The organism is Marinobacter fonticola (assembly GCF_008122265.1).
Lineage (GTDB): Bacteria > Pseudomonadota > Gammaproteobacteria > Pseudomonadales > Oleiphilaceae > Marinobacter_A > Marinobacter_A fonticola.
On record NZ_CP043042.1, the window covers coordinates 255,259 to 278,063 of the forward strand.

General features: G+C 58.9%; 21 protein-coding genes. 5 read left to right on the forward strand and 16 right to left on the reverse strand.

The window, feature by feature from the left end:
- Positions 1-56: 56 nt before the first annotated feature.
- The 8 genes from FXO11_RS01160 to FXO11_RS20365 all read right to left on the reverse strand — a co-directional run bounded on the left by FXO11_RS01160 (position 57) and on the right by FXO11_RS20365 (position 9,876).
- A complete protein-coding gene (locus FXO11_RS01160) occupies positions 57-998 on the reverse strand; it encodes a formylglycine-generating enzyme family protein (protein ID WP_227546000.1) in 942 nt (313 codons plus the stop codon).
- A 72-nt stretch (positions 999-1,070) separates the two neighbouring features.
- On the reverse strand, positions 1,071-2,078 hold the full coding sequence (locus FXO11_RS01165; protein WP_227546001.1) for a formylglycine-generating enzyme family protein: 1,008 nt from the start codon (positions 2,076-2,078) through the stop codon (positions 1,071-1,073).
- Positions 2,079-2,089: 11 nt separating this feature from the next.
- Positions 2,090-3,073, reverse strand: a complete 984-nt coding sequence (locus FXO11_RS01170; protein WP_148861187.1) for a formylglycine-generating enzyme family protein — start codon at positions 3,071-3,073, stop codon at positions 2,090-2,092.
- On the reverse strand, positions 3,070-5,211 hold the full coding sequence (locus FXO11_RS01175) for a LysM peptidoglycan-binding domain-containing protein (protein WP_148861188.1): 2,142 nt from the start codon (positions 5,209-5,211) through the stop codon (positions 3,070-3,072). The genes FXO11_RS01170 and FXO11_RS01175 overlap by 4 nt, the downstream gene beginning before the upstream one ends.
- Positions 5,208-6,008, reverse strand: coding sequence for a DUF4123 domain-containing protein (locus tag FXO11_RS01180; protein WP_148861189.1), 801 nt, complete (start codon positions 6,006-6,008; stop codon positions 5,208-5,210). The genes FXO11_RS01175 and FXO11_RS01180 overlap by 4 nt, the downstream gene beginning before the upstream one ends.
- 15 nt (positions 6,009-6,023) lie before the next feature.
- Positions 6,024-8,228, reverse strand: coding sequence for a type VI secretion system Vgr family protein (locus FXO11_RS01185; protein ID WP_148861190.1), 2,205 nt, complete (start codon positions 8,226-8,228; stop codon positions 6,024-6,026).
- Positions 8,229-8,657: 429 nt separating this feature from the next.
- Positions 8,658-9,176 (reverse strand): Hcp family type VI secretion system effector, encoded by a 519-nt coding sequence (locus FXO11_RS01190; RefSeq protein ID WP_148861191.1) that lies wholly within the window; start codon positions 9,174-9,176, stop codon positions 8,658-8,660.
- Between the two features lie 388 nt (positions 9,177-9,564).
- Positions 9,565-9,876, reverse strand: a complete 312-nt coding sequence (locus FXO11_RS20365; protein ID WP_168203104.1) for an energy transducer TonB — start codon at positions 9,874-9,876, stop codon at positions 9,565-9,567.
- A gap of 74 nt (positions 9,877-9,950) precedes the next feature.
- On the opposite strand from FXO11_RS20365, the gene FXO11_RS20370 reads away from it, so the two are divergent.
- Complete coding sequence (locus tag FXO11_RS20370; protein ID WP_168203105.1) at positions 9,951-10,214, forward strand: hypothetical protein; 264 nt, start codon at positions 9,951-9,953, stop codon at positions 10,212-10,214.
- 231 nt (positions 10,215-10,445) lie between these two features.
- Here FXO11_RS20370 and FXO11_RS01200 read toward each other — a convergent pair whose 3' ends face one another.
- The 3 genes from FXO11_RS01200 to FXO11_RS01210 are packed head-to-tail and all read right to left on the reverse strand — an operon-like array spanning position 10,446 to position 12,041.
- The gene (locus FXO11_RS01200) at positions 10,446-10,859 is read right to left on the reverse strand and encodes an ExbD/TolR family protein (RefSeq protein ID WP_148861193.1); all 414 of its coding nucleotides are present in this window, start codon (positions 10,857-10,859) and stop codon (positions 10,446-10,448) included.
- Complete coding sequence (locus FXO11_RS01205; RefSeq protein ID WP_148861194.1) at positions 10,856-11,269, reverse strand: ExbD/TolR family protein; 414 nt, start codon at positions 11,267-11,269, stop codon at positions 10,856-10,858. The genes FXO11_RS01200 and FXO11_RS01205 overlap by 4 nt, the downstream gene beginning before the upstream one ends.
- The gene (locus tag FXO11_RS01210; RefSeq protein ID WP_202980266.1) at positions 11,256-12,041 is read right to left on the reverse strand and encodes a MotA/TolQ/ExbB proton channel family protein; all 786 of its coding nucleotides are present in this window, start codon (positions 12,039-12,041) and stop codon (positions 11,256-11,258) included. Before FXO11_RS01210 ends, FXO11_RS01205 begins: the two co-directional genes overlap by 14 nt.
- 245 nt (positions 12,042-12,286) lie before the next feature.
- Between FXO11_RS01210 and FXO11_RS01215 the strand changes: the two genes are divergently transcribed.
- Complete coding sequence (locus FXO11_RS01215; RefSeq protein WP_148861195.1) at positions 12,287-14,662, forward strand: sensor domain-containing diguanylate cyclase; 2,376 nt, start codon at positions 12,287-12,289, stop codon at positions 14,660-14,662.
- Between the two features lie 35 nt (positions 14,663-14,697).
- Complete coding sequence (locus FXO11_RS01220) at positions 14,698-15,618, forward strand: DMT family transporter (protein WP_227546002.1); 921 nt, start codon at positions 14,698-14,700, stop codon at positions 15,616-15,618.
- On the opposite strand, the gene FXO11_RS01225 is transcribed toward FXO11_RS01220, so the two are convergent.
- Together FXO11_RS01225 and FXO11_RS01230 are read right to left on the reverse strand one after the other, a co-directional pair.
- Positions 15,601-16,380, reverse strand: coding sequence for a sulfite exporter TauE/SafE family protein (locus FXO11_RS01225; RefSeq protein ID WP_148861196.1), 780 nt, complete (start codon positions 16,378-16,380; stop codon positions 15,601-15,603). The two genes, FXO11_RS01220 and FXO11_RS01225, sit on opposite strands and share 18 nt — an antisense overlap.
- A 32-nt stretch (positions 16,381-16,412) precedes the next feature.
- The gene (locus FXO11_RS01230) at positions 16,413-17,534 is read right to left on the reverse strand and encodes a lysozyme family protein (RefSeq protein ID WP_227546003.1); all 1,122 of its coding nucleotides are present in this window, start codon (positions 17,532-17,534) and stop codon (positions 16,413-16,415) included.
- A gap of 284 nt (positions 17,535-17,818) precedes the next feature.
- On the opposite strand from FXO11_RS01230, the gene FXO11_RS01235 reads away from it, so the two are divergent.
- The gene (locus FXO11_RS01235; RefSeq protein WP_148861197.1) at positions 17,819-19,315 is read left to right on the forward strand and encodes an amidase; all 1,497 of its coding nucleotides are present in this window, start codon (positions 17,819-17,821) and stop codon (positions 19,313-19,315) included.
- A gap of 229 nt (positions 19,316-19,544) precedes the next feature.
- Entirely contained in the window at positions 19,545-20,132 is a 588-nt protein-coding gene (locus tag FXO11_RS01240; protein WP_148861198.1) for a hypothetical protein, read from the forward strand.
- Positions 20,133-20,221: 89 nt separating this feature from the next.
- Here the strand turns inward: FXO11_RS01240 and FXO11_RS01245 are convergent, their stop codons facing one another.
- The 3 genes from FXO11_RS01245 to FXO11_RS01255 are packed head-to-tail and all read right to left on the reverse strand — an operon-like array spanning position 20,222 to position 22,798.
- Positions 20,222-21,361, reverse strand: a complete 1,140-nt coding sequence (locus FXO11_RS01245; RefSeq protein WP_227546004.1) for a HupE/UreJ family protein — start codon at positions 21,359-21,361, stop codon at positions 20,222-20,224.
- Entirely contained in the window at positions 21,358-22,569 is a 1,212-nt protein-coding gene (locus FXO11_RS01250; RefSeq protein ID WP_227546005.1) for a tetratricopeptide repeat protein, read from the reverse strand. The genes FXO11_RS01245 and FXO11_RS01250 overlap by 4 nt, the downstream gene beginning before the upstream one ends.
- Complete coding sequence (locus FXO11_RS01255) at positions 22,556-22,798, reverse strand: hypothetical protein (RefSeq protein WP_148861199.1); 243 nt, start codon at positions 22,796-22,798, stop codon at positions 22,556-22,558. Before FXO11_RS01255 ends, FXO11_RS01250 begins: the two co-directional genes overlap by 14 nt.
- Between the last annotated feature and the right edge of the window lie 7 nt (positions 22,799-22,805).

Sequence of the window (22,805 nt, forward strand, 5' to 3'; positions counted from 1 at the left end):
GTGTCAAGAATGTGGCCGGAATGGGTTGGTCAGTTGCACTGCTGCTATGGGAAGGCTCATTTAACTGGGCTGGGCTGATTGACCACGCAACGGAAGCCATTGATGCCGTCTAGGGGCGAGCCACCTCGGGCAAAAACCGTTCCCCCTCCGGCAATATTGTCGCCCCGCCCAGCCCAATCCCTTACCACTTTCTCAGGCTCATCCGGATTGATGGGCATATCCGGCCCTTGGGGATTATGGGGTTCGATATGCTGGTAGGCATCCTCGTCGTACCAGTCTCGTGTCCATTCAGAGAGGTTGCCGGACATGTCATAGAGCCCCAGCGGGCTCGGGGGATAACTGCCCACGGGACGACGCTCCATGGTTGTCGAAGCGTGACTGAGCATATTGCCTGATGGCGGAATGCTAGGGTCGATGTATTCTATGGGCCGTTGCAGGTAGGTATCGTTGCGCTTGGTGCCGTCATCTGTGGCGTAAGGCACGTCCTGTCCCCGATTTCGAGCGGCAAACTCCCACTGGGCTTCGGTGGGCAAGGCAAAAGGTTTGCCCGTTTTCTCAGCCAGCCAGGCGCAATACCTTTCAGCTTCCTGATAGTTGGGGCTCCTGACTGGTTTTTTATAGTAGTTGGGGGAAAGCGGATCATTATTGGCTGTGGTTGGAATAATCATCGCCCAGTCAAATCCGGCTTCCAAGGTATAGTCTTGGGCCCGCCCTACATCCTTGAGATAGACGATAAAGTCCCCCCAAGTAGTTTCGTATTTTGAGATCGAGTAGCTATCCAGTGACACATTGACCGGAGGTTTACTGTCATCGTTATGGCTTAGTCCCAAATAGGGGCGTCCCTTTAGCTCGCCGACATCGCCAAGTATAAAGGTGCCTCCCTCGACAAATACGAGGTTGTCTTGGGCTCGTTGCGTTACGGCATCCATCTCGGCGGCGGTGGCCTGAGGGCCTGGGTCCGAGTTTGCGCAGCCGGCCAGCAAGCTGGTTGTAAGCACCGTTAAGATGAGCCTCGACGGCCACCGGGACGTATTATACTGGTTGATTGCAATGCTCATTCTGAGAAAGACTCAGTTAACCGGGCTAGTCTGGTTAACCACGCACCGAAAACCATTGCTTTCTTCTAGTGCCCCCTCCCCTCTAGCAAAAACTGTTGCGCTGCCACCTATATAGTCACCGTGACCTGCCCAGTCCCGTACCACTTTTTCGGGTTTGTCGGGATTCACGGGCGCATCCGGTCCTTGGGGATTAAGCGGATCGATATGTTGATAGGCGGCCTCGTCATACCAGTCCCGCGTCCATTCAGCGACATTGCCGGACATATCGTAGAGGCCCAGCGGATTAGGCGGATAACTTCCCACTGGCCGCCGCTCTTTGATTGTCGTTGAATGACTTAGCATGTTGCCCGATGGGGGGACGCTGCGGTCGATGTATTCCTTCGGTCTTTGCAGGTAGGTGTCATTGCGCTCGGTACCGTCGTCTGTGGCGTAAGGCACATCCTGCCCCCGGTTGCGGGCGGCGAATTCCCATTGTGCCTCGGTGGGCAAGGCAAAAGGGGCGCCAGTTTTCTCTTCCAGCCAAGCGCAATAGCCTTCGGCTTCCTGGTAGTTAGGGGCCCAAGCCGGTTTTTTGTAATAATTGGGTGAGAGTGGGTCATTGTTGGCTGTAGTCGGGATAATCCGCGCCCATTTAAACCCCGCTTCAACGGTATAGTTTTGGGCGCGCCCCACATCCTTGAGGTAGACCATAAAGTCTCCCCAGGTTGTCTCATATTTTGAAATCGAGTAGCTATCTAACGACACTTCAACTGGAGGTTTATTGTCCTCATTATGGCTCATGCCCGTGTAGGGTCGTCCCTTTAGTACACCGACGTCGCCAAGCATGAAGGCCCCGCCTTCAACAAAGACGAGGTTTTCCTGAGCCCGCTTGGTCACGGCCTCGACCTCAGCGGCTGATACTTGAGGGCCTGGATCTGGGCTGGTGCATCCCTCAAGCAAGCCGGCTACGAGTAGCATCAAGGAGCTTATCGATGGCCACTGGTGCCCGAACACGTTCTGATTGCAGACTTTATCGCGCATAACGGGACGACTCAGTTAACCGGGCTGGACTGGTTGACCGCGCAACGGAAGCCATTGCTAGAGTCCAAGGGCGAGCCGCCTCTCACAAAAACTGTTCCGCTTCCCCCAATATGATCACCGCGCCCAGCCCAATCCCTTACAACTTTCTCGGGCTCATCTGAATGAACGGGTGCATCGGGTCCTTGAGGATTGTGAGGGTCGATATGCCGATATGCGTTTTCGTCGTACCAGTCTCGCGTCCATTCGGCTACATTTCCGGACATATCGTAGAGACCCAGGGGACTAGGTGGGTAACTGCCCACGGGACGGCGCTCCTTGATGAGTGATGAATGACTGAGCATATTGCCTGAGGAGGGGATGCTGGGATCAATGTATTCCTTGGGTCGCTGCAAGTAGGTATCGTTGCGCTTGGTGCCGTCATTGGTGGCATAAAGCACATCTTGCCCCCGGTTGCGGGCGGCAAATTCCCATTGGGCTTCGGTAGGCAGGGCAAAAGGAACACCGGTTTTATTCGCCAACCAGGCGCAATAGCCTTCAGCCTCCTGATAGTTGGGGCTTCTGACCGGTTTCTTATAATAATTGGGTGAGAGCGGATCATCGTTTGCTGTAGTTGGAATAATCATCGCCCAGTCAAACCCGGCTTCCACGGTATAGTCTTGGGCTCGCCCCACATCCTTGAGGTAGACCATAAAGTCTCCCCAGGTGGTCTCGTATTTCGAGATCGAGTAACTATCCAGCGACACTTCGACCGGGGGTTTGTTGTTGTCACTATGGTACGTAGTGTGAGCCATCCCATTCAGTACGCCCACGTCACCGAGCATAAAGGTGCCGCCCTCGACGAATACGAGATCGTGCTTAGCTCGTTGCGTCACCGCATCAACCTCGCTGGCGGTGATCTGGGGGCCTGTATTCGAGTTGAAACAGCCGGCGATCAGAAGGAGCGTGGCGCCGCTGGTAGTCAGCTGCAGCTGTTGCAGGGGGTTACATATTTTCATCGTCTACTGATCCTACAGTCTCTACAGGCGCCGAACGGGTCGAGTTGCACGGGACGGTCCGGGATGGCGGTTTTGTTTTCCAGCTTTTTCTTGAATAGCCAGTAGTCGTGTTGTTCCAGGTCGAGATAATGGAACACTTTCTGGGCATTGGTCTCGCTTACTCCTGGGGTCACCTTGCCCTCGGCATTCATCCGCAGCATGCTCTCCTCAAAATCCCGCCAACTCTGGAAGCTTTCCAGGATCTTGCGAATGGCCTCGACTTTGGTTGACCTGCCGTCATACCAATGGGGCGTCCAAGAAAAATCGTACATGAGTTTATTGAGGATAGGGCCTTTAACTTCAGGTGGTGAGTGCCTGAATACGCTATCTTCCTCTTTAACAAGGTCTTCCAGAATATTTTCGGCGAGGGTTAAACTTTCTTCCTCTTGGGACAGGCTCGATTGTTGCGTCTGAATAAATTGACGAACTAACAGTTCGATGGATTCTAATTCAGTTGTCACGTATTCAGTTGCGGCGCCTGCATAATCTAGCCCCTTTACTAAGGCCATCAACGATAGTTGGATGTACTGGTCAAAAGCATATGTTTCATCATCAAATAGTTCGAGATAACGGATGTCCGACTTCAAAAGGCTGTTGTAGACAAAGCGCATCATGGTCGCTAGTTCGTTCGCGTTGACATCAAGGATGAAGGTGCCGCTGGCACCCAGCCCGAAGACTAGGCCCGCGTGAGCCCGAAGAAAAAACTTCCCACTCCTGTCGTTGAAACCCAACTTTAAATATGCTTCGACCCCGACTCCAGCAGCCCCCTCGACCTTCTCCCCGACCTGACATAGGTTTTTCCAGTCCGACTGTCGAGTGAGTTTATCGACCCAGTACAATCCGCCTAATAGTTCACAGCCAGCCCGCACGCCAGCGAAAGCCTCAGCCGCGACGTTCACGCCCTGATCATTACTGTCTGGGGCGCTGGCGACGCCCTTCAGGGTGGGCACGCCCTCCGAGCAATCCACGTGGACGTTCCCTGCCAGCAACGCGGAGGCACCGGCATAGCCGCTGGCGGTAATGGCTAACCTGGCTTGGAAGTGCCCCATGGTCTCGTAGGTTCGGGGTCCGTTCCAGCCGCCTTTTCGGTAGTAAATCCTTATCTCTGACTCGTTATTGGTGGGATAAGCCTGTTCGATCGTTGCTTTACCCTGGGCTAGGCTGAATTGGGCGTCAGCCTTGGCCTGTAAATGGACTTTGCCTTTGCTCGGCGTGAACTCGGCGAAGGCTCCAGCGCCGGAGGCAAAGCGCATGAATTGGGCTTCAGCCGATGCGTTGAAGCCGGTTTCATCAAGCTGTTCTTTGGTCTGCTGCTTATCGCCCCAAGCAGACCAACTGACCTCCTTATGGAGCTGATTCACTGATTTGCTGAAATCACTTTCCGGATCGAGCTTCCAGAAACTGACGTTAAACTTGACTCCGAAGTCTGCCTCGACTGCTTTACGCAATTCCTCGGTATTGATGCTCTTCGATGTCAGCCATTTTTCGCTTCGATGCCGGTCTTTGGCGTCCATTCTGTAACTCCGCCAATGGTTGGCAATCTTGTCTGACCGAACGTAGGTGTAGTGCTTATTCCCCCTGAGGCGTTTGATCTCGGTAAGCTTGGGCGTTGTTTGCATCGAGGTACCAACAACGCCCAGAGCCTGCAACTCTTCCACAAGCGCTTGCTTCTGTTGTTGAAGCACACTCTTCAAAGCGCCCTCTGAGTCTTGAGGTTGGTCGTTGTTGCACTCTGCCGGAGCATCACCGTCTTTTATGTCGCAATATAATTGCTCGATGCCGGAGATAATCAGAGCTTCTTCTTGGAGAAGTTCGTCCAGTTCTTCCTGATTGAGGAAATAAAGCTCATCCGAACCGGTGACATGCACTATTTCTACGTATTCATCCTCACAAGGAGCAGTTCCTGACACGGTCGTGGCGGGTGCGGATGAAAAGACCTCTTCGTCATTGGCGGGCATGTTTAACACTTGGCCCGCATAGATACGATTCGGGTCGTCGATCTCAGGATTGAGAGCCATCAGGCTGGAAACTGTCGAGTTGTTCTTCAGCGCAATACGGTTGAGCGTATCTCCAGCTTTCACTGTGTATGCGGCTTTCATCGCGCACCTCCGTATGCAAGCAGATGATCCAACTGGTTGAGCTTTTGGGAATTGGTCGCCTGAGGGTCTTTCAGGACGGCGATACAGACTTCTTCATTGAGTTTCTGTGGGTGGCGTAGCGCCAATTCGGTATACCGAGCGACGTCCTTTTCAGAATGGAAGCCGTGTTCTTGCGCGTGGTGTACAAGCCGTCCGAGCTGAGCGGACGAAGCCGGGCTGGTGTCGAGGCCAAGATGACGACCAAGTTTGGTCAGAAACGCCTCGGCCTGGGTGCGGTTAAGGACGCCGATGTGTTCTTCAGTTAACTGGAACCAGCCTTCGTCTTCCGCTGACTTTGCTTCAGCCTCGCCTTCCGTTGCTATGGATTGCCAGGCTGCTGTGGCGCTGGGATTCTGCCATTGTGTTATGGGTCCGCTGAACAGGCTTCGCTCCGCTTCAGTTAACGCATAAAGAAACTGGTGCAGGCGAGTATTCGAGTAAAAGCGGCAATAACTGAGCTGTCCTGAGGGTAATCGGACACTGATCAAACTTCGAAGATGCCCGATCAGTTCTTCTGGTGTTGCATTGGTTTTCAGAACGAGGCCGTTCTCCGCCCAGTCGGTTTGGTTAGCCCAGAGGCGCGAATCGGCTGACGGTTTTACCAGATAGGGGCTAACGTCCAATGCGGTCTCATGACGCGTCCCTCGATAAAGCCAGTCCGCCCAGGGTGCGTCGTCGTGCTGGTAGGTGATGCGTGGCGCATTGAGTTTAGCGCCATCGAGTAACAGGAACAGGTGGGTCTGCTTGTCGGCTATCATGTCGTCTACCCGTATTTACGCAGTTGTACACGGACAGTCGGCGAGTGGACATGTGCCGTCAGCCTGCCGATGACATTGGCCGCTGAAAAGTAGGTCTTTCTGGGCCACTTGTTTGAGCTTCTCTGAGCTGCTGGGTGCGATTTCAAACGCCTGGCTACCGGATGTGCTCGCGAGGGCGGCAATGTTGCTGCCGGGCACTTTCCGGTAATTAAAGGCGGTTGATGCCCCCTGTTCTCGGGTATTCGCCTGTGCCAGGGTCGCCGGGACGAGCTTGCTGCTGGTATGGGCGTCCAGACTTTGCGGAAGGCCGGGTGTCGCGGCCGACTGCCCCGTCCCACTCCCCGGCGATCCACCTGAATTCATCTTGATCATCGGACCGGAAATCGTCACCCCACTGGGATCGACCTTAACGAAACTGCCGCCGGCCATGAGGGTGATTTCAGCGCCGGCTTCGACGACGATTTTCAGGCCCGCTTTGTGGTGGATTTCGCTGCCGGCCTCGACCAGTTGGGCTTTGCCCTGCTTGCTGTGGTGGCTGCCGCCGACCGTCAGGCTCATGTCCTTGCCGATCTTCTCCCGCTTCTCCCCATTGACCGTGCTGTGATCATTAGCCTTGATGTGGCTGTAGCGGTCGTTGTCCACAGTGAGGTGGCTATTGTGATGGATGACCTCGGTGCGGTCGTTCTCGGTCAGCAGGTCCAGGTCCTTCTGGGCGTGAACGTAGATCTGTTCCTGATCGGCTTCGTCCTCGAAGCGCAGTTCGTTGGAGCCTTCGCCCTTGTGGGTCTGGGTTTTTATTGTCGTGCGGGTTTTATGCTCCGGCAGCGCGTAGGGTGGCGTATTGGTGGCATGGTAGGTCCGCCCGGTGATGATCGGCTGGTCCGGATCGCCATCGAGGAAGGAGACAATCACTTCATGGCCGATTCTCGGGATGGCCATAAAGCCGTAACTGCCGCCGGCCCAACCCTGGGAGACGCGGAGCCAGGCGCTGCTGTGTTCGTTGTTTTGTGAGTAGCGGTCCCAGGGAAATCGGACTTTGACTCTGCCATGTTCGTCGCAGTGGATCTCTTCACCCTCGGGGCCGGTGACGAGGGCCATCTGCGGGCCGTCCATGCGTGGGCGGGGGTTCTCTTTATCCGTTATCCGGGGCCGCCAGGTTCTATCCCCGGGCACGGTCCAGAAGTCATTGCTGTAGGTGGTGGCCCCGCTACCGCCTTCCTCTTCCAGCGCCTGGGGTTGTTTGCCTTCGTGCTTGACGGCGGTGATCAGCCAGTCCCGGTTGAGCGTTGGTTGGGTATGGCCATCCAGCGTGAACTTCGCCCCGGCGGTAAAGTCCGCCCGGTTGCTTTCCCCTTTTCCGACGCTGACGTCTCTGCGCAGGCTGTCGAGCCGTGATTCGGTAAACGGCTGCCCCGCCGCATCGGCCTTGAAGCGTCCGGGGTAGTCGTAGTGTTCGTAATCGGTCCGCTGGTTTGCTTCGCTATCGGCAGCATGGGCCTGGTGCATCAGCGCATAGGCGGGGTTCTTGAAGGTGTAGTCCTTCAGCGCCACCCCAGCCACCGAGACGGTTTCGGTGTACTGGAACGTGAAGATACAGGGGGCCTTGTGGCTGCCCCCGGCCATGGCGTTGTAACCCACCTCGGGCAGTTCCGGGGCGTCCCGGTGATGGTCGGCCATCACCAACGGCTGACCGGCGGTGTCAGGGTCAAAGCGGTAGTGCCAGCCTTCCTCGGCGGCGAGCCGGTTGAGAAAGTCGAGATCGGTCTCCCGGTGCTGGACGCAGTATTCCCGTTCGGTAGGAGTGCGCTTGAGATTAAAGTGTTTATCCACCAGCCCCCGCTCGTCCAGCAAGGTGCCCAGAATCGTCTCCGGGGTTTGCTGCTGGAAGATGCGGCTGTTGTGCATTAATCCTAACCGCCACAGGGCGGGTTGGACGGCTACCCAGTAGCGGGTGCGCCGATGGCCGGTATCGCCCCGGCTGAAGGCGCTGACCACCCCCTGCACGGTCCGCACCGCCTGGCCGTCCTGCCAGATCACCAGCTCCGCCCCCTGATCCAGCACATCGGCTACCGCCAGGTCGGCAAAGCGACTGGCCAGATTCAATTTAAGGACAAAGGGCTGCGAAAGCTGCTCGGTCAGCTCGAAATCCACCACCGCGAAGGTGTCGTCGGGCAAGCGACCGAGGCGGGCCGTAAACTGCAGGCCGGTAGGCTGGGGCATGGGGGTCTCTTCCTTGAGTCATTACTGCTTCCTGCAGCGGGCACACATGACCCGCTGAAGCGCCAGAGTGTAACGGTTGCCTGCGATCAGCGCTGTAAGCGATCTCGGACAAGTGCAGCGGTGATCGCTGACACCTGCAGGCGTGTTGCAAAAGCTGCTCGGGTAAGGGCGGTGTTCGGCTGGAAACCCGGTGCCGGAAGTGAAGGGGTTACTGCGCTTCCGCTGTCCTGGATGGCCGTCCTTGGCCAGCCAGGACGACCGGGGCGTCCCTGCCCCTCCTCCAGCGCGGGAACCCCTCCACTTCTGGCGGGCCTCGTGCGGTCCCGAAACACCCTTTGCAACACACCCGAAAACGGCCAGCAAGGGCTGGCCGTTCCAAAACCTCAGTTCATGAATCCCTCACAGGATCGATGAACCAAGCGCGAAGCCTTACGCTTCTACCGGCGAACGCCAGTCGTCAGAGCCGGAAGTACCGGCCACGCCGTGCTCCCAGGTGACCTTACGGTAGGCGACAGACACTTCCACCAGCTGGGTGAACTCGGCCTTGGCCGGGTCCTGGCAGTGGGGCATCTTGCAGTCGATGTTAATGATGGTGGCGTCTTCCAGAATGGTAGAGAAGAAGTGCTCCTGCTTGCCCTCGACGGAGGTGCGGTACCACTTCAGCTCGACCTTGGGCAGCATTTCGCCGGAGGCCAGGGAGTTGTACATCAGCGGAGTGGCCTTGTTCAGGGCAGCGGTGAACTTGAACGGCTTGTGCACGCGCTGGCCGGCGGGCTGACCGGACTGGGGGTCGGTCGGCACAGTGACGATGTGGTTGAATTCCTGAACCAGCATCTCGTCTTCGTGACCTTCGACGTAGATGTTGCCGACGGAGTCGGAGGTAAAGGCACCGGCGGTGATGTTGCCCTGAGTCTTACCTTCGATGCTGATATAACATGGGGTTGGCATAGTCTGCTCCTTGACGGAAAGTTGGGAGCCAAAAAGGCGGCTCCAGTTGAGTCCATTCAGTGTGAGGACGCCAAAGAGAGAACAAGACTTGTGCCAGAATAGGAAAAGCAAGGGAAAAACAGACGACTAACCGAAAGTCACGACCCAGGCCTTCAGCCGATCAAGCAAGTTCTTGCGCCAATCGAGCCAAATCTTGCTGTGTGGGCGAAATGTTGCCCAGGCTGATGAAGTTAGGAGAGTTAGGAGAGTTAGGAGAGTTAGGAGAGTTAGGACAGGGTTGAAGCTGAGCTTGAGAGAGTGGGCGCACCGCCTTTAAAAGCTGTGAGCCTGTTCCATAGGTCCAATTCGACTTTGGATGATGCTGGCTGGCGTCCGTTTGGCGTGGCGGTCAATCGCGTAACTCGTAGCGAATGGGCAGGGAGAAGGAGAAGCTCTCGCCTTTCATACTTTCGGGCACTTCCGGTAGCGGCTCACTGTTGCGGATAATTTCCAGCGCTGCCTCGTCCAGCAAACGGTACCGTGTCCCCTCCGATAGCGACAGCGCGATAAGATTGCCCTGGCGATCGAACTCGAAATGGACGACAGGCGTGCCCTCCTGATTACGCCGTTTGGCTCTGCGAGGATACTCGTATTTCTGGGCCAGGTGACGATTGAGTGAGGCCAGGTAGCTGTCCTCGGAGTCCGAGCGGCCAGCAGTCAACTCGACCTGCTGCGGGCGGCTCGAAGCTTCTTTTGCCGGTTGTTCAGTGGTTTGAGTTGGCGCCGTAGCTGTTGTTGGCGTTGCTTCCGCTGTCGGCGGGGCTACACTTTTCGTTGGCTCTGGCTCTGGCTCTGGCTCTGGCTCTGGCTCTGGCTCTGGCTCTGGCTCTGGCTCTGGCTCTGGCTCTGGCTCTGGCTCTGGCTCTGGCTCTGGCTCTGGCTCTGGCTCTGGCTCTGGCTCTGGCTCTGGCTCTGGCTCTGGCTCTGGCTCTGGTTTGGGTTCCGGTTCCGGCTTTGGCTTTGGTTTGGGTTCAGGTTTCGGTTCAGGCTTTGGCTTAGGTTCGGGTTTCTCTTCTACAACGGGTTTGGGTGCTGCTTTGGGCTGAGGTGCTGGCGCAGCTTCCGGCTCCGCTTTTTCGGCCGCGAGGTTCAAGCTGATGACGGCCTGCGCGGTCACGCTGGCATTGCCTTTCGGGACGGGGATTTCATCGGCGGAGCGAGCGAACAAGAAGCCCACGCCCAGGGTGAGGGTTATCGCGAAGACAGCGATCCCGGCACGGATGATTCGGCTCACAGGCTGGGCTCCGTAAGCAATGTGATTTTGCTGTAGCCGGCCTGTTCCAGCGCCCGAAGCAGGGTTTCGAGATCGTTCAGGGTAACGCCGGCATCTGCGGCTATGCGCAATGGACGCCCATCGGTCGGTTCCGGCAATTGCTGGGTAAGGGTGTCCTGGGTCACAGGCTTCTGGCCGATCAGCCACTGGTTTTCACCGGTAACGATCAGGTCGGCTTTGGGCGCCGTACTTTCGCCCGCTTCCGCCGTGCCCGGTAGCTGGGGTAGCGGGTCGTCGGTCAAGTGGCCGGCGACGATAAAGAACAACAGCAACAGGAACACGAGATTGATCAGCGGAAGCATGGCGTCTTCCACGCGATCGAGCAGCGTGCGGTTATCGATTTTATCGTGGATTGGGAGCAGTGACTTCATTGCAAATCGCGTTGCGGATCGCCGTTAGTGGTGGAACGCCGCCAATGGGTATTGATGCCCGCTGACTGAAGCTCGGTCAGGCCTTGGGTAAACAGCCCCAGGGGGACGTCACCTTCGGTTTCTAAATTGACTTCGGTTTTGCCGTCGCTGATCAGCGCGCTGGCAACATTGCCCACTTTTTCCGTGCGATTATTCCATTGGATTTGGCCGTCCGCCTGCATGACCAGCTCGGGTAAGGGGGCGCCATCCCCTCCTCCGGAGCGTGCCGTGTTATTATCCAGGTCCAGATGACTGGTCGGCGCCAGGCGCGAGGTGACCATGAAAAACACCAGCAAAATGAAGACAACGTCGATCAGCGGCGTCATCCGAATCGGCAGGCGTCGATGAGGCCGGGGTTCAACCAGTTGCATGGGCGAAACGCTTCTCTTCGCCGGTGCCGCTCACACTGGCCCGTTTCTGTTCTGAATGGGTCGTGGTTTCCTGGATGGGGGCACTGTGGGCCTTGCCGTCGCCAGGCATCGCAGACAGGACGCGCACCAGAAAATCATTCATCTGCGTACTGAGCCGGCGGAGGCGGAACTCCATCCAGGCGGCCATCGCAGCCATGGGAATGGCAATCACCAGACCCGCGGCGGTGGTCATCAGCGCCTGATAGATGCCGCCACTCAACTGGCTGGCACTGGCCCGGCCTTCGGCTGAGGCCATGGCACTGAACGCTTCCATCATCCCCATTACGGTGCCCAGTAGACCCAGAAGCGGCGCCAGAGCGGCGATCACTTCAATAATTTTTAGCGGCGATTCAAACGGCTGAAGCGCGCGCTGGGCCAAGCGGGCAATGTTTTCACGCTGCTGGGTTTCGCTGAGCCCTCCCAGCGTATCTCTCATGGCGGTGGCGACTAGCGGTGGCAGGGGATTGAGGCGCTTCACGCCATGTCGGGCTTGGCCCAGCTGAGTGGCCGCCTGGTTACTCGGATTGGCTTCCCAGCGGCTAATGCTTTGCTTTAGGTTGCGATCGGCGCGCGGAGCTAACAACACGCCCACGAGCATGGCGTAGATGAATGTCGCCAGACCAATTACGGCCAGAACGATCAGCACGCCCATGACGGGCCCACCGTAATCCAGCAGTTGCTCCAATGGGCCGAATTGTCCGGTGAAGCTTGTGGTGGCGGTTGATTCAGGCACGATGGGGTTCCTCGGCACTTAGCGATCAGAACTGTAAATAGTAACGATTATTATTAGATTTAGCTACCGATCAAGACCTCTCAGGTCATGACGGGTCTGTTAGACTGCGGGGCGAAAAGTGCGCTAAATCGGCCGTCAGAGGGCCAGAAGTCTGCGCGGTGGACTTTGTGCCAAGCGCTCGTGAGGGTAAACGTGCTGCCGCGCAGTGATATATCCGGAAGTTAATACAGGGCGGAGGTTCCTACTTGTTGCAGAAGTCGTTGCAGAAGGTCAGGCACTGGTTCGATAGTCTCAAGAACCGGGCGGTGGGCGTCGTTGTCCTCGTCGTGGTTCTTATTACATTTACGGCGACGCTGGTGGGAATCGCTGTCGGACAGCAGGAGTTGGAAAGCCAGGCCCGGAGCCAGCTTGAGACGCATGCAGGGCTCATCGCCGACAATATCGACGCCAAATTGGCGGAACGCTTCGATGCCATCACCCAAGCCGCGCGAAGCCTGACCATGAACGAGGAGAGTCTTATCGGAAGGGCGCAGCTTGTCTTGGAGCGACAAGCGGCATTGGATGCGCTTTTCCATCGAATTTATCTGATCGATTCGTCGGGGATCGTGCGTGCCGCCGTTCCCGGGGCAGATAACACCGAGGCGGTTGGAGTGGACGTTACTGACCGCAACTATTTCCAGTTAACCAGCCAGCAGTTGACGACACTTATCTCCCAGCCTTTCGTGTCACGCGATGAAAACATACCCGTCGTTGCGGTCACGTCCCCGATCTTCGATCACAAGCGCCAAATGATCGGTATGCTTCTTGGTACGATCAATCTGGATGAGCGGAGCTTCCTTGGCCAGTTAAAGAGCTTGAAGATCGGTGAAACCGGTTATGTGAGTGTGGGCACCCGCTCCGGCATGGGGCTGGTTCACGCTCGGCAGAGGGAAGCTCTGAAACCGTTGAATATGGTCGACTCCGTGTACCAACAAGCGACGAAAGGAGCAGAGGGTGTAAGCCTGGTACGGGAAGAAGAAGGTGTGAAAAGTTTAGTGGCCTATCGCCAGCTGAACGAGGCGCCCTGGTTCGTGACTGTTGCGCTGCCAACCAGCGAAGCCTTCGCGCCAATTCGAGCGCTTTCCAGAGTCATGTTCTGGGTAGCCTTTGGCGTTCTGGCGCTTTTCATACCGCTCTCCCTGCGGCTTTTCACCCGCCTACTCAATCCTCTGCCGCAACTGGCTGAGCAGATCCGGGAGCGGCATGCCGGACGCCGGGAAAAGCCTGTCGATGTCGGCGGGGGCCAGGAAATCCAGGAATTGGTCGATACTTTCAACCTGGTTCGTCAAGAGCGCGAAGCCGCCCGCTTCGAGCTGGAGCAGCAGGAGGCCTATTTCCGCTCATTGTCTGAACGTTCGCCGGTGGGCATTATCCAGACCGATGTCCTGGGCCGCATCGTGTTTGCCAATCCGGCCTTTGAAGCGATTCTCGGGGTGGCGTTCGAGCACCTGAGTAACCGGCCTATCCTGATGGCGGTGCATCAAGGCGATCATCGCCAAGTCCTGGCAGACTGGCAAGAAGTGCTACGGACCGGCGAGATGCGTCAGGGTGAATATCGGCTGTACGACCGCCGAACGAATCGCACGATCTGGGTATCGATGGCGACGTCCCCCATTCAGACGCAAGATCGATCCCTGGGGACGATCAGCGTCATCAGGGATATCACCCGCGAGCTTGAAATAGAGGCTGAGCTGCGGGTGGCGCGAGATCGCGCCGAGAGCATACTGGGTGCTCTCCACGAGGGCGTCATCATGACCGACAGTAACGGCCGGATCAGCTTCGCTAACCCACCGGCCCATGTATTCCTGGGTGTTGACGATGCCATCGTAGGACAGGGGCTGTTCGAACTCATTCGTGTCGAAGTAGGTGGCGCGCCCTGGGACTTTGCCAAGTTCAGCCAACAGCGACAGTTAACGGACCTCGACGCGATTATGACCAACATCCGCCATGTCAGCTTCGAAGTAGAACTCAGCATGCTGCACACCGAAGGCGAGTACAGCGCCGGCCAGTTCGTCTTTGTACTTCGGGATGATAGCGAGCGCCGGCGCCAGGAAGAACGTCTTTCCTGGGAAGCCAGTCATGATGCCTTGACCCGCCTTCACAATCGCCGCGCTTTTACCGCCACGCTCTCCAATCTGGTCGATCAGAACGCCGGTGACGATAACGTTTCGGTGGTCATGATGATCGATCTGGATCATTTCAAACCAGTGAACGATCAGGGCGGCCATTTGCTGGGCGACGAGTTGTTGCGCCATTTGGCGGACCTATTGCGCAGCCGGGTGCGCCAGTCGGACATGGTCGCTCGGCTGGGGGGCGACGAATTTGGCGTGATCCTGCCAGGGTGCGGCCTGGAGCGGGCTGCGGCCATCGCCGAATCTCTGCGTTCAGGCATCGAAGCCCTGGTGCTGGAGCAGGACGGCCGGCATTTCAGCGTTACCGCCAGTATCGGTATGACGGGCATCCTGGCCTCGGATGCTTCGGTGAAAGCGGTGCTCGCCCGGGCGGACGAAGGCGCCTATGCAGCGAAATCTCGCGGACGAAATCAGGTTGTAGTCCAGGCGCCTGAGACGGCCGGGTCGTGAATGAACAAGATTGAACAGCAGATAGGACGGCACGCGTGAACTCGGTATCCGAACAGGCTCTGATCCACCAGACCCGCCTCAAGGGTTTTATGATCGCCGGTCTTGGTGTGCTGTTGCTTTCGCCGGATGCCCTGCTGGTCAAATCGACTTCGGTAACGCCGGTGACGTTCCTGTTCTGGCGAGGGCTGCTGCTGGCGCTGTCCTTTGCGGTCATCAATAGCGTTCGTTATCGCAGACGTCTGATCAGCGAGATGCGTCTGTGTGGTCGGCGGGGGCTGTATTGTGGGCTGGCCTTTGCCGGTAGCACCCTGGGGTTTGTGATGGGCATGAAACATACTGCGGCCGGGAATGTGCTGGTTATCCTCAACACCGCGCCCGTTATCGCGGCATTACTGGCCTGGGCTATTTGGCGTGAGCGTTTGCCTCTGAGGACCTGGGTGCTGATTCTGGTGTGTATTTCCGGCGCTACCCTGATGGCGGCGGGCGAGATGGGCAAAGGCCAGCCCCTGGGCTTGGTCATGGCGGGCGTCGCCGCCTTCTCGTTAGCGTCCAATCTGGCGGTGGCGCGCTCGAGGCCCCACGCGGACATGAGCCTGATGTTGATTTTCGGTGCGCTGTTGGTCTGCGTCGTTGCCGCTTTTTTCGGAGGCATGACGTGGCCGGGCTGGCGGGATTTCGGATTGATCGTGTTGCTTTGCGTTGGCTTCCTGCCGGCTGCCAGCATCCTGATACAGACCGGGCCGCGCTATATCCCCGCGGCGGAAGTCAGCTTGTTCCTGCTATTGGAAACAGTGTTGGGAACGCTGCTGGTCTGGATCTTCCTGGATGAACTGCCCGGGCCGCTGGCCTTTGCCGGGGGAGCGATCATCCTCACCGCCCTGGCAATCAACGGCTTTATAGAGGACCGGCGCCAAAAGCGGCTGCGCGCAAAAAGTGCATTAGCCCATCCATCCTGACATCTCGGCGGCTTGCCAAATGAGTCGCAGCGCCAGCAATGTGAGCAGCACGTTGAAGAACTGCTGGAAACGCCGGTTGCTGAGCCGCCGAAGCACATGCAACCCGAGCCAGGTACCGACAAAGCCGCAAACGATCATCGCGGCGATAAACGGCAGCCACTGACCCAGTGCGAAACCGGCGAAGCCGAACACGACGGCTTTGGCGCCGTGTTGCAAGACCATCGCGCAGGCAAAGGTCGACACGGTACGAAAACGGTCCTGATGAATTTGCTTGATGAATGCGGCGACCAAGGGACCGGTAGCGCCGACGAACAACGTGAGAAACGTCGTGCCCAGAGCTGCCAAAAAAACACCGATCGGGCTCAGGATGGCTTTAGGCAGGCTCGGACCCCAGCACAGGTAGAGAATGAATAGCGCAATCGTGAGTTGCCAGATCGCCGGCGGCAGGCTGACCAGCACCGCCGCACCCAGCACCGCACCCAGCACGACACCGGGCAGAAAAATGGCCAGCACGCGCCAGTCCACATAACGCAAGGTCAGCGCGGCACGCCCACCGTTGGAGCCGAGCTGAATCAAACCATGCACCGGGATAATGGCCGCCGGTGGCAGCCACAAGGCCATCAGTACCAGCAGTAGCGCGCCGCCCCCCGCGCCTAGGCTGGCGGTGATCAGTGAGGTGATGGCCGAAGCGACCAGCAGAATAATAGCGAGGGCCGGATCCAGGGTGGCGGGCAGGACAGCAGACAGAAACAGCCAATCCAAGCGTGTATCTCCAATTGTTATTCAGGGGCGCTTTACTCGGCGCAGAGCGCGTCGCCCCTCATGCTTGGCAGCCGGCACAGTGCCGCGGACGCTAGCTCCACATCCGTGACATAGTACAGCGATGACAGCCCCAGGCGGTTGCGGCCCAAGTTGTGGTAAATCAGGCCAAAGGCAATATCGCCGGCACTGTAGCGCGCATGGTTTTCGGCGAAATAGGCCGCCGGCTGCGCCAGGGCGTCATCTTCCATCAGCGTCTGCACGCGTGCGGCGCCGCCATGATAGGCCTGTACCAGCAAGAGGGTAAAGAGCCGGTCGCGCTTCTCCTTCGGCAGGTGTCCGAAGCGTGCGTCGAACACCGGGCGCAGGTTGCGGGCGTTCTGGGCGGTAAGGCTGAGTGCGCAGTCCATTTGTGCCAACCGGTGCCAGTAGTGGCTCGGACCGATACCGCAATCGCCCAAGACCATGCTGGAGAGCTGCATGATGCCCCGGGCGTTGGCAGCGGAATGGGCCCGTTGCTGGCCACCGCTTTCGATCAGCAACTGACCCGCCAGGAAACGGGGCATGTCTTCCGGTACATCGTCCAGCCGCTGTTGTTCGTAGCGGGTGCGATAAATACCGGCCAGCGCGGTATGAAGCGAGACCGGTTGTGTCGAGGTGCCGAGCGACAGGTCGTCCCAAGCACCCCAAAGCAGGTCAGAGAACGTGCTGCCAACATAGCGGGCGAGGGCTTCGCTCAGGTTGACGTGGGGTTGGTCGCAGGCCAGGGCGAAGGGGTAGCCGGTGGTGTCGGGTGCGCCTGCGACCCAGTAATCCGCGCGCCCATCTTTCGCCATCGATTGGCGGGTGTCGTTGAGTTTGCGCTGGGTGGCCGCTCTGGTGGATGCGTTTTGCATATAGCCCAGGAAACGGCCCCGGCGGTCAAACAGGATGTGGCGCTCGCTCTCGCTGCAGTAGCCGTTCTCCTGCAGAATCCAGCGGCGGATGGTAAGGATGTTGTCGTAGACGCCCTGGCTTTCCCAATAGGGCGATTCGCGGATGACGGAGGTCCATTCCTTTAGTTTTTCCGCCCGGGCCGATCCCGCCAGCACCAGAGCGGCGACAATGAACAACAGCATCCGCGGATGGGGGGTGGTGTTGGGCAAACAGAAAGTCATGGATCGGGATGTCCTTTGGGGCCTTTGTCATCGCAGGTTGGATTCGACCACCGAAGTTTGGCGACCGCAATCGCTCGCTGCAACAGCGCCACGGCGGCTCAGGCATGAAACTGTCGTAAGAATCGCCAACCGTCGAAAGGCCCTGTTGCACGCAGCGTCGATCTTGAGCGGCCTGCCATTATGACCGGGCTGGGGGTTATGCTGGGCCGACACCACATGACCGGGCGCCTTGGCACAGTTTTCACACTGCCGGCGGCGACCCCATAATAACGTTAGGATCATCCATGAAAGTCAGTGAATACCTGCAGTACGATGCTGTCGGGTTAGCCGACCTCATCCGCCGCAAGACGGTGTCCTCGCGGGAGGTGCTTGGCGCTGCGATCAAGCGGGCACATGCCGTCAACCCGGCACTCAACGCGATTTGCCATTCCCAGTTCAACGAAGCGCTCGATCAGGCGCCTAGCGACGAAGGTCCGTTTTCCGGCGTGCCGTTTTTGCTCAAGGACCTGGCCCAGGAACAGGCCGGCATGCCTTGCACCTACGGTAGCTATGCTCTTCGCAATCAAGTGGCCGAGCGCGACTCGGCCTATGTATCCCGGGCTCGCCATGCCGGACTGGTCGTTATCGGGCGCACTGCGACGCCGGAATTGGGTCTCAAGGCGGTTACTGAGTCCAGGCTGTGGGGCGCTACCCGCAACCCGTGGGACCGCACGCGGACGCCGGGCGGCTCCAGCGGCGGGTCCGGCGCGGCGGTGGCTGCCGGTATCGTGCCCATGGCCGGCGCCAACGACGGTGGCGGCTCTATCCGGATTCCGGCGGCCTACAATGGCTTGTTCGGGCTCAAACCGTCCCGGGGCCGGGTGTCGGCAGGCCCCGGTATGGGCGAGCACTGGGCCGGCGCATCCGCCGACCATGTCGTCAGTCGCAGCGTCCGCGACAGCGCGCTGATGCTCGACCAACTGTCTGGCCCGGAGTCTGGCGATCCGTTTACCATCCCGGCGCCATCCAGGCCGTACTACGACCTGATCAAGGACGCCCCGCGCAAGCTCCGCGTCGGCGTGTTTACCAGCTCGCCTTACCAGGGTGAGGTCGCGCAGGCCTGCCTCGATGCAGTGGAAGGCACAGCGCGCACCTTGGAGAACCTGGGGCATCACGTCGAGTATGCCCGGCCGGATTTCGACGGCATGGCGCTGGCCCGGTGTTACCTGGGGCTGTATTTTGGCGAGGTGTCGACCGCTATGGACCGGGCAGCTCGGCAGTTTGGAGCGCGGGACAAGGATTTTGAGCTGGACACACGACTGATCGGCATGCTCGGCCGAACGCTGCCAACGCCGGAATATCTTCGTCTGCGCCAGCAGTGGAACGATTTTGCCCGCGCCCTCGGCCTATTTTTCGAAACCTACGATCTCTACCTATGCCCCACCAACGGGCAAATGCCGGCCGAGATCGGCGAGTTGGACACCCCGGCGCATCTGCAGGTGGTTAGCCGCCTGATGTTAATGCTGAAAGCCGGGCGATGGGTGCATCGCAGCGGGTTGGTGGATCAGCTGGCCCTGGAAAGCCTGGGACGCACGCCCTTTACCCAGTTGGCCAACCTGACCGGCACGCCGGCAATGTCCGTGCCCTTGCACTGGACCGCCAACGGTCTGCCGGTGGGGGTGCACTTTGGCGCCGCACACGGCAACGACGGTATGTTGCTGCAGCTGGCCGCGCAGCTTGAGGCGACGCTGCCCTGGTGGAGCCAGTACGAAAGCCTGGAGGAGATCGGCACCGCGCCCTGAGTGCATCGCCGCAGGTATTTTAGGGAACCGGTCGCGCAGGGGTTGTGATCCGCGACCTGCATCACCACGTTTAACCTTTTGCGGAGACACGCTATGCTGTAATGAGGGAGATCCACGAACTCCCTTGTGGCGATCACTGCATTGACGGCCTGTCTGCCGTATGTGCGCCAGACAGGCGGTTGTGTCCAGTGTCTCCCTACCCTGATGGCACCGAGGAGGCGAGCGTACCATGAATCAACCGATTGCGATCGACGAGCTTGTATCTGTAGCGCAGGGTGAAGCAATGGGAGAGCTGGACGCTCCCATGATGGCTATCGTTCTGTCCTCGGATCAAAGTTATGACCTGCCCATCAATTCCCTCGAGACCGAAGCCGACAAGGCGCGCTGGGCGCTGATCCTGCGTGCGGCCCGGGAACATGTCGAGGCTGATGCCGTGGCCGTGCTCTATCCGGCCTGGACCACCATAAAATCCAAGCGCGAAAAAGCCGTGGAACGGGAGGAAGACGCGGACGCGCCAAGTCCAATTGATACCTTGTTCGTCCAGCTTCACACCCGTGACCGTATCTACTGGCGAGGCTTCGAACAGATCCGCGACCCGCGTCATCAGCGGATTATCGGCTTTAAGCGCATTGGTGCATTGTCCTCGGATTACGACCGGGAAGAAGCACCCTCGGTGGCTGCCTGGCTGAACACGCTGTTCGAGCCGCTGCCGGATGAAGGCGAGGAAACCGAAGTCGACCGGGAACTGGCCGACCTGCTGGAGGAGCCGGAGGTCAGTGCGGCGCTGTATCCACGACAGATGCGCAGCATGCACTGAAACGACTGCGTTTAAAGGCCCACAAGCAAATCAGCCCGCTTTTGACAGCGGGCTGATTTAACTCGGGCTTGCCTGTCTTAGCCGCCGGCTTACATCGGCGGCAGGCTGGCGAAGCGTTCAAACGCCCAGTTGAGGCTGATGATCGATACGATCAGCGCAATCGCGGGGACTACTAAACGCTGGTAGGCGCGATACCGGCTCATGGCGTAGAGTACCGGGAACAGTAAAGCCACTAAGGCCAGCTGGCCTGCTTCCACCCCCAGATTGAACCCTGCCAAAGCCAATACCTTTTGCGATGTCCCACTGGTCAAGTCGCCCAGCACACTGGCGAAGCCGAAACCGTGTATCAACCCGAAGCCGAAAGCCAGCCGCCAGGTCTTATGACCGAACAGCGGGAAGAACAGATTGATGGCGGCCATGGCAATGGACAGGGCAATAATGATCTCGATCCAGGTGATCGGCGGCCGTATCACATCCAGCGCCGCAAGGCCCAGGGTGATGGAGTGAGCGACCGTGAAGGCGGTGATGATGCCGCCTAGTTCCCACAAACGGTCCCACAAACGGCGAACCGCGACGCCACGGTCTCCGGTTTGTTCACTCCTCCGGACCATGGTGGCGGGCAAAATCAGGACGATCAGGAACAGCACATGATCGTAGCCCAGCACCAAGTGAATCACCCCCTGCCAGAGGAAATCCAGGAACGTGCCGAGCATAGAGCCCCCTTCGCCGTTGAGCGCCGCTCTTGGGCTGTCTGGGCTCAAAACCGCCAATTGTTCCTGTCCGCCGGCGGTGTGTTGCAGCAGGCCACGATGCAGGCTGTCGGTATCGAATAGCAATGTGTACGTCAGGCCGGTGATGGCAGCGCCGTCCGGACACGCGATTTGATAGCGGGCGCTGGCATAGGGGCCGTCACTGTGCCGGGTCAAACCCCAGGCATTGCCGTTGAGGGCGCAGGTGGCATCGCCGGCATGGACACTTAGACCGGATTCGATATAGCGCGTGATCTCGGGCCGGGCCGCGCTGAGCTCGCGCCCGCGGATCTGCTGGTCGGCATTGGCGTCCAGCGGTACAACCAGCGCCAGATCCCTGAGTGCCAAGTCGACCCTCACCGAGGGCGTCTCGCCGGATTCGTCCAGATAGACAAAGCCGTCGCTGGCCTTGTGTGCCTGGGCGGCCGACGCGAATACGATCAGCACGCCTAAACACAGCAGTCGGGTCAAGACAGTCACAGGGTCGCCTCCGGATAGCGTTGGTCGTGCTGTTGGTGCTGTTTCAGCCACTGACTGACCTCTTCAATCGCATCGGCTTTATCCGCGGCCCGCGCAGCGCGTAATACGAGACGCGTATCGGCGGGTTCGCGCTGGGTTTGCCAGTTGGACCAGGCATAGTCAAAGGCGGTTTCGGGCTGGTCTTCGACATCCAGCAGGAAGCGGGCAAGCTCGCGCTTGTGTAGCAGGTCACCGCGCCATTGAGCTTCGTCGAATCGCTCGCCCAGCATCTCGATCAGCGGGCTATCGCTCTTGCCTTGCGTCGCCAGAATTACGGCCCTGAGCACCGCCAGGCTGTCGACCTGTTCGTAGCCCTCGGTGAGCGCCAGCGCATCTTGCGCGCGATCGTGCTGGATCAGCCAGTCGGAATACTGGGTACGGGTGTAGAGATCGTCCGGATTGCGGGCGAGTATCGCCTGCCAGTACCGTTCGGCCTCCGGTTTACCCAGCTGCGCCGCGATATCCGCCAGTGTGCCTTGCGCCCAAGCGAGGCCGACGGGATCGCGCTGTGCCCGGGCGCCTTCGGTCAGTGGCTTGAGCTTCTCGTACGCGGATTGTGCCTGGCCCGTGCGGGCATCGACCTGAGCCGAACAGCTCGCGGCAATCAGCCCGGCATACTCTTCAGCCAGCGCCTGACAGGCGGTCCGCGCCTCTTCGTAATGACCTTGCGCCAGCGCCATGCTGGCGAGGATCAGCTGAGCTTGGCTGCGCAACTGCGCCGGGGCGTCCGATTCTGTCACGGCTTTGAGGTCTTCCTCGGCCGCAACGAACTTGTGCAGGCTTTGCCGCAGGGAGCCGCGCAATACGCGCAAACGTGGCGTCAACGTATCTTCCGGCCATTGCTGCAGCGCACTTTGGGCATAGCCGAGGAAGCGCGGGTCGCCGCTGGTACGGGCCTGCTGCAGATAGCTCTGGACGCGTGCCGCTACCGTTTCAGCGGACTCGGCAGAGTCGGCGGAGCTTGGAGCTGGCGGTATGTCCTGCAAACGCAGCAGCAGGTCGTTTTCCGGTACCGGTTCGACCGGCGGCATGGCCGCGGAAGCGTCACCGGCGATCAGCGCCAGCCCCAGGAAAAGAGAAAATACCCCACCCCGAAGGGTGGGGTGAGGGGCGGCCGAACCCCTGCCTCGTAGGGGCCGGCCGCCAAGTGCTCCATTACTGGAGTACATCGTCGAACGCCTCTTCATTGGCCTGATCGTTGAAGGTGAATTCGATATCGTTGATATCCACCGCGTCACGATCATCCTTGGTGTTGGCGATCTCATCCTTAACGAACTGGGTGAAATCCACCTGGGCGTTCATCTCCGGGTCGTCCGAGCGGCTGCTGTCGCTGTCGGAACAGCCGGCCAGCGTGCCGCCGATGAAGACGACGCACATCAGTGCGATTAGACGTTTCATTGGTCAC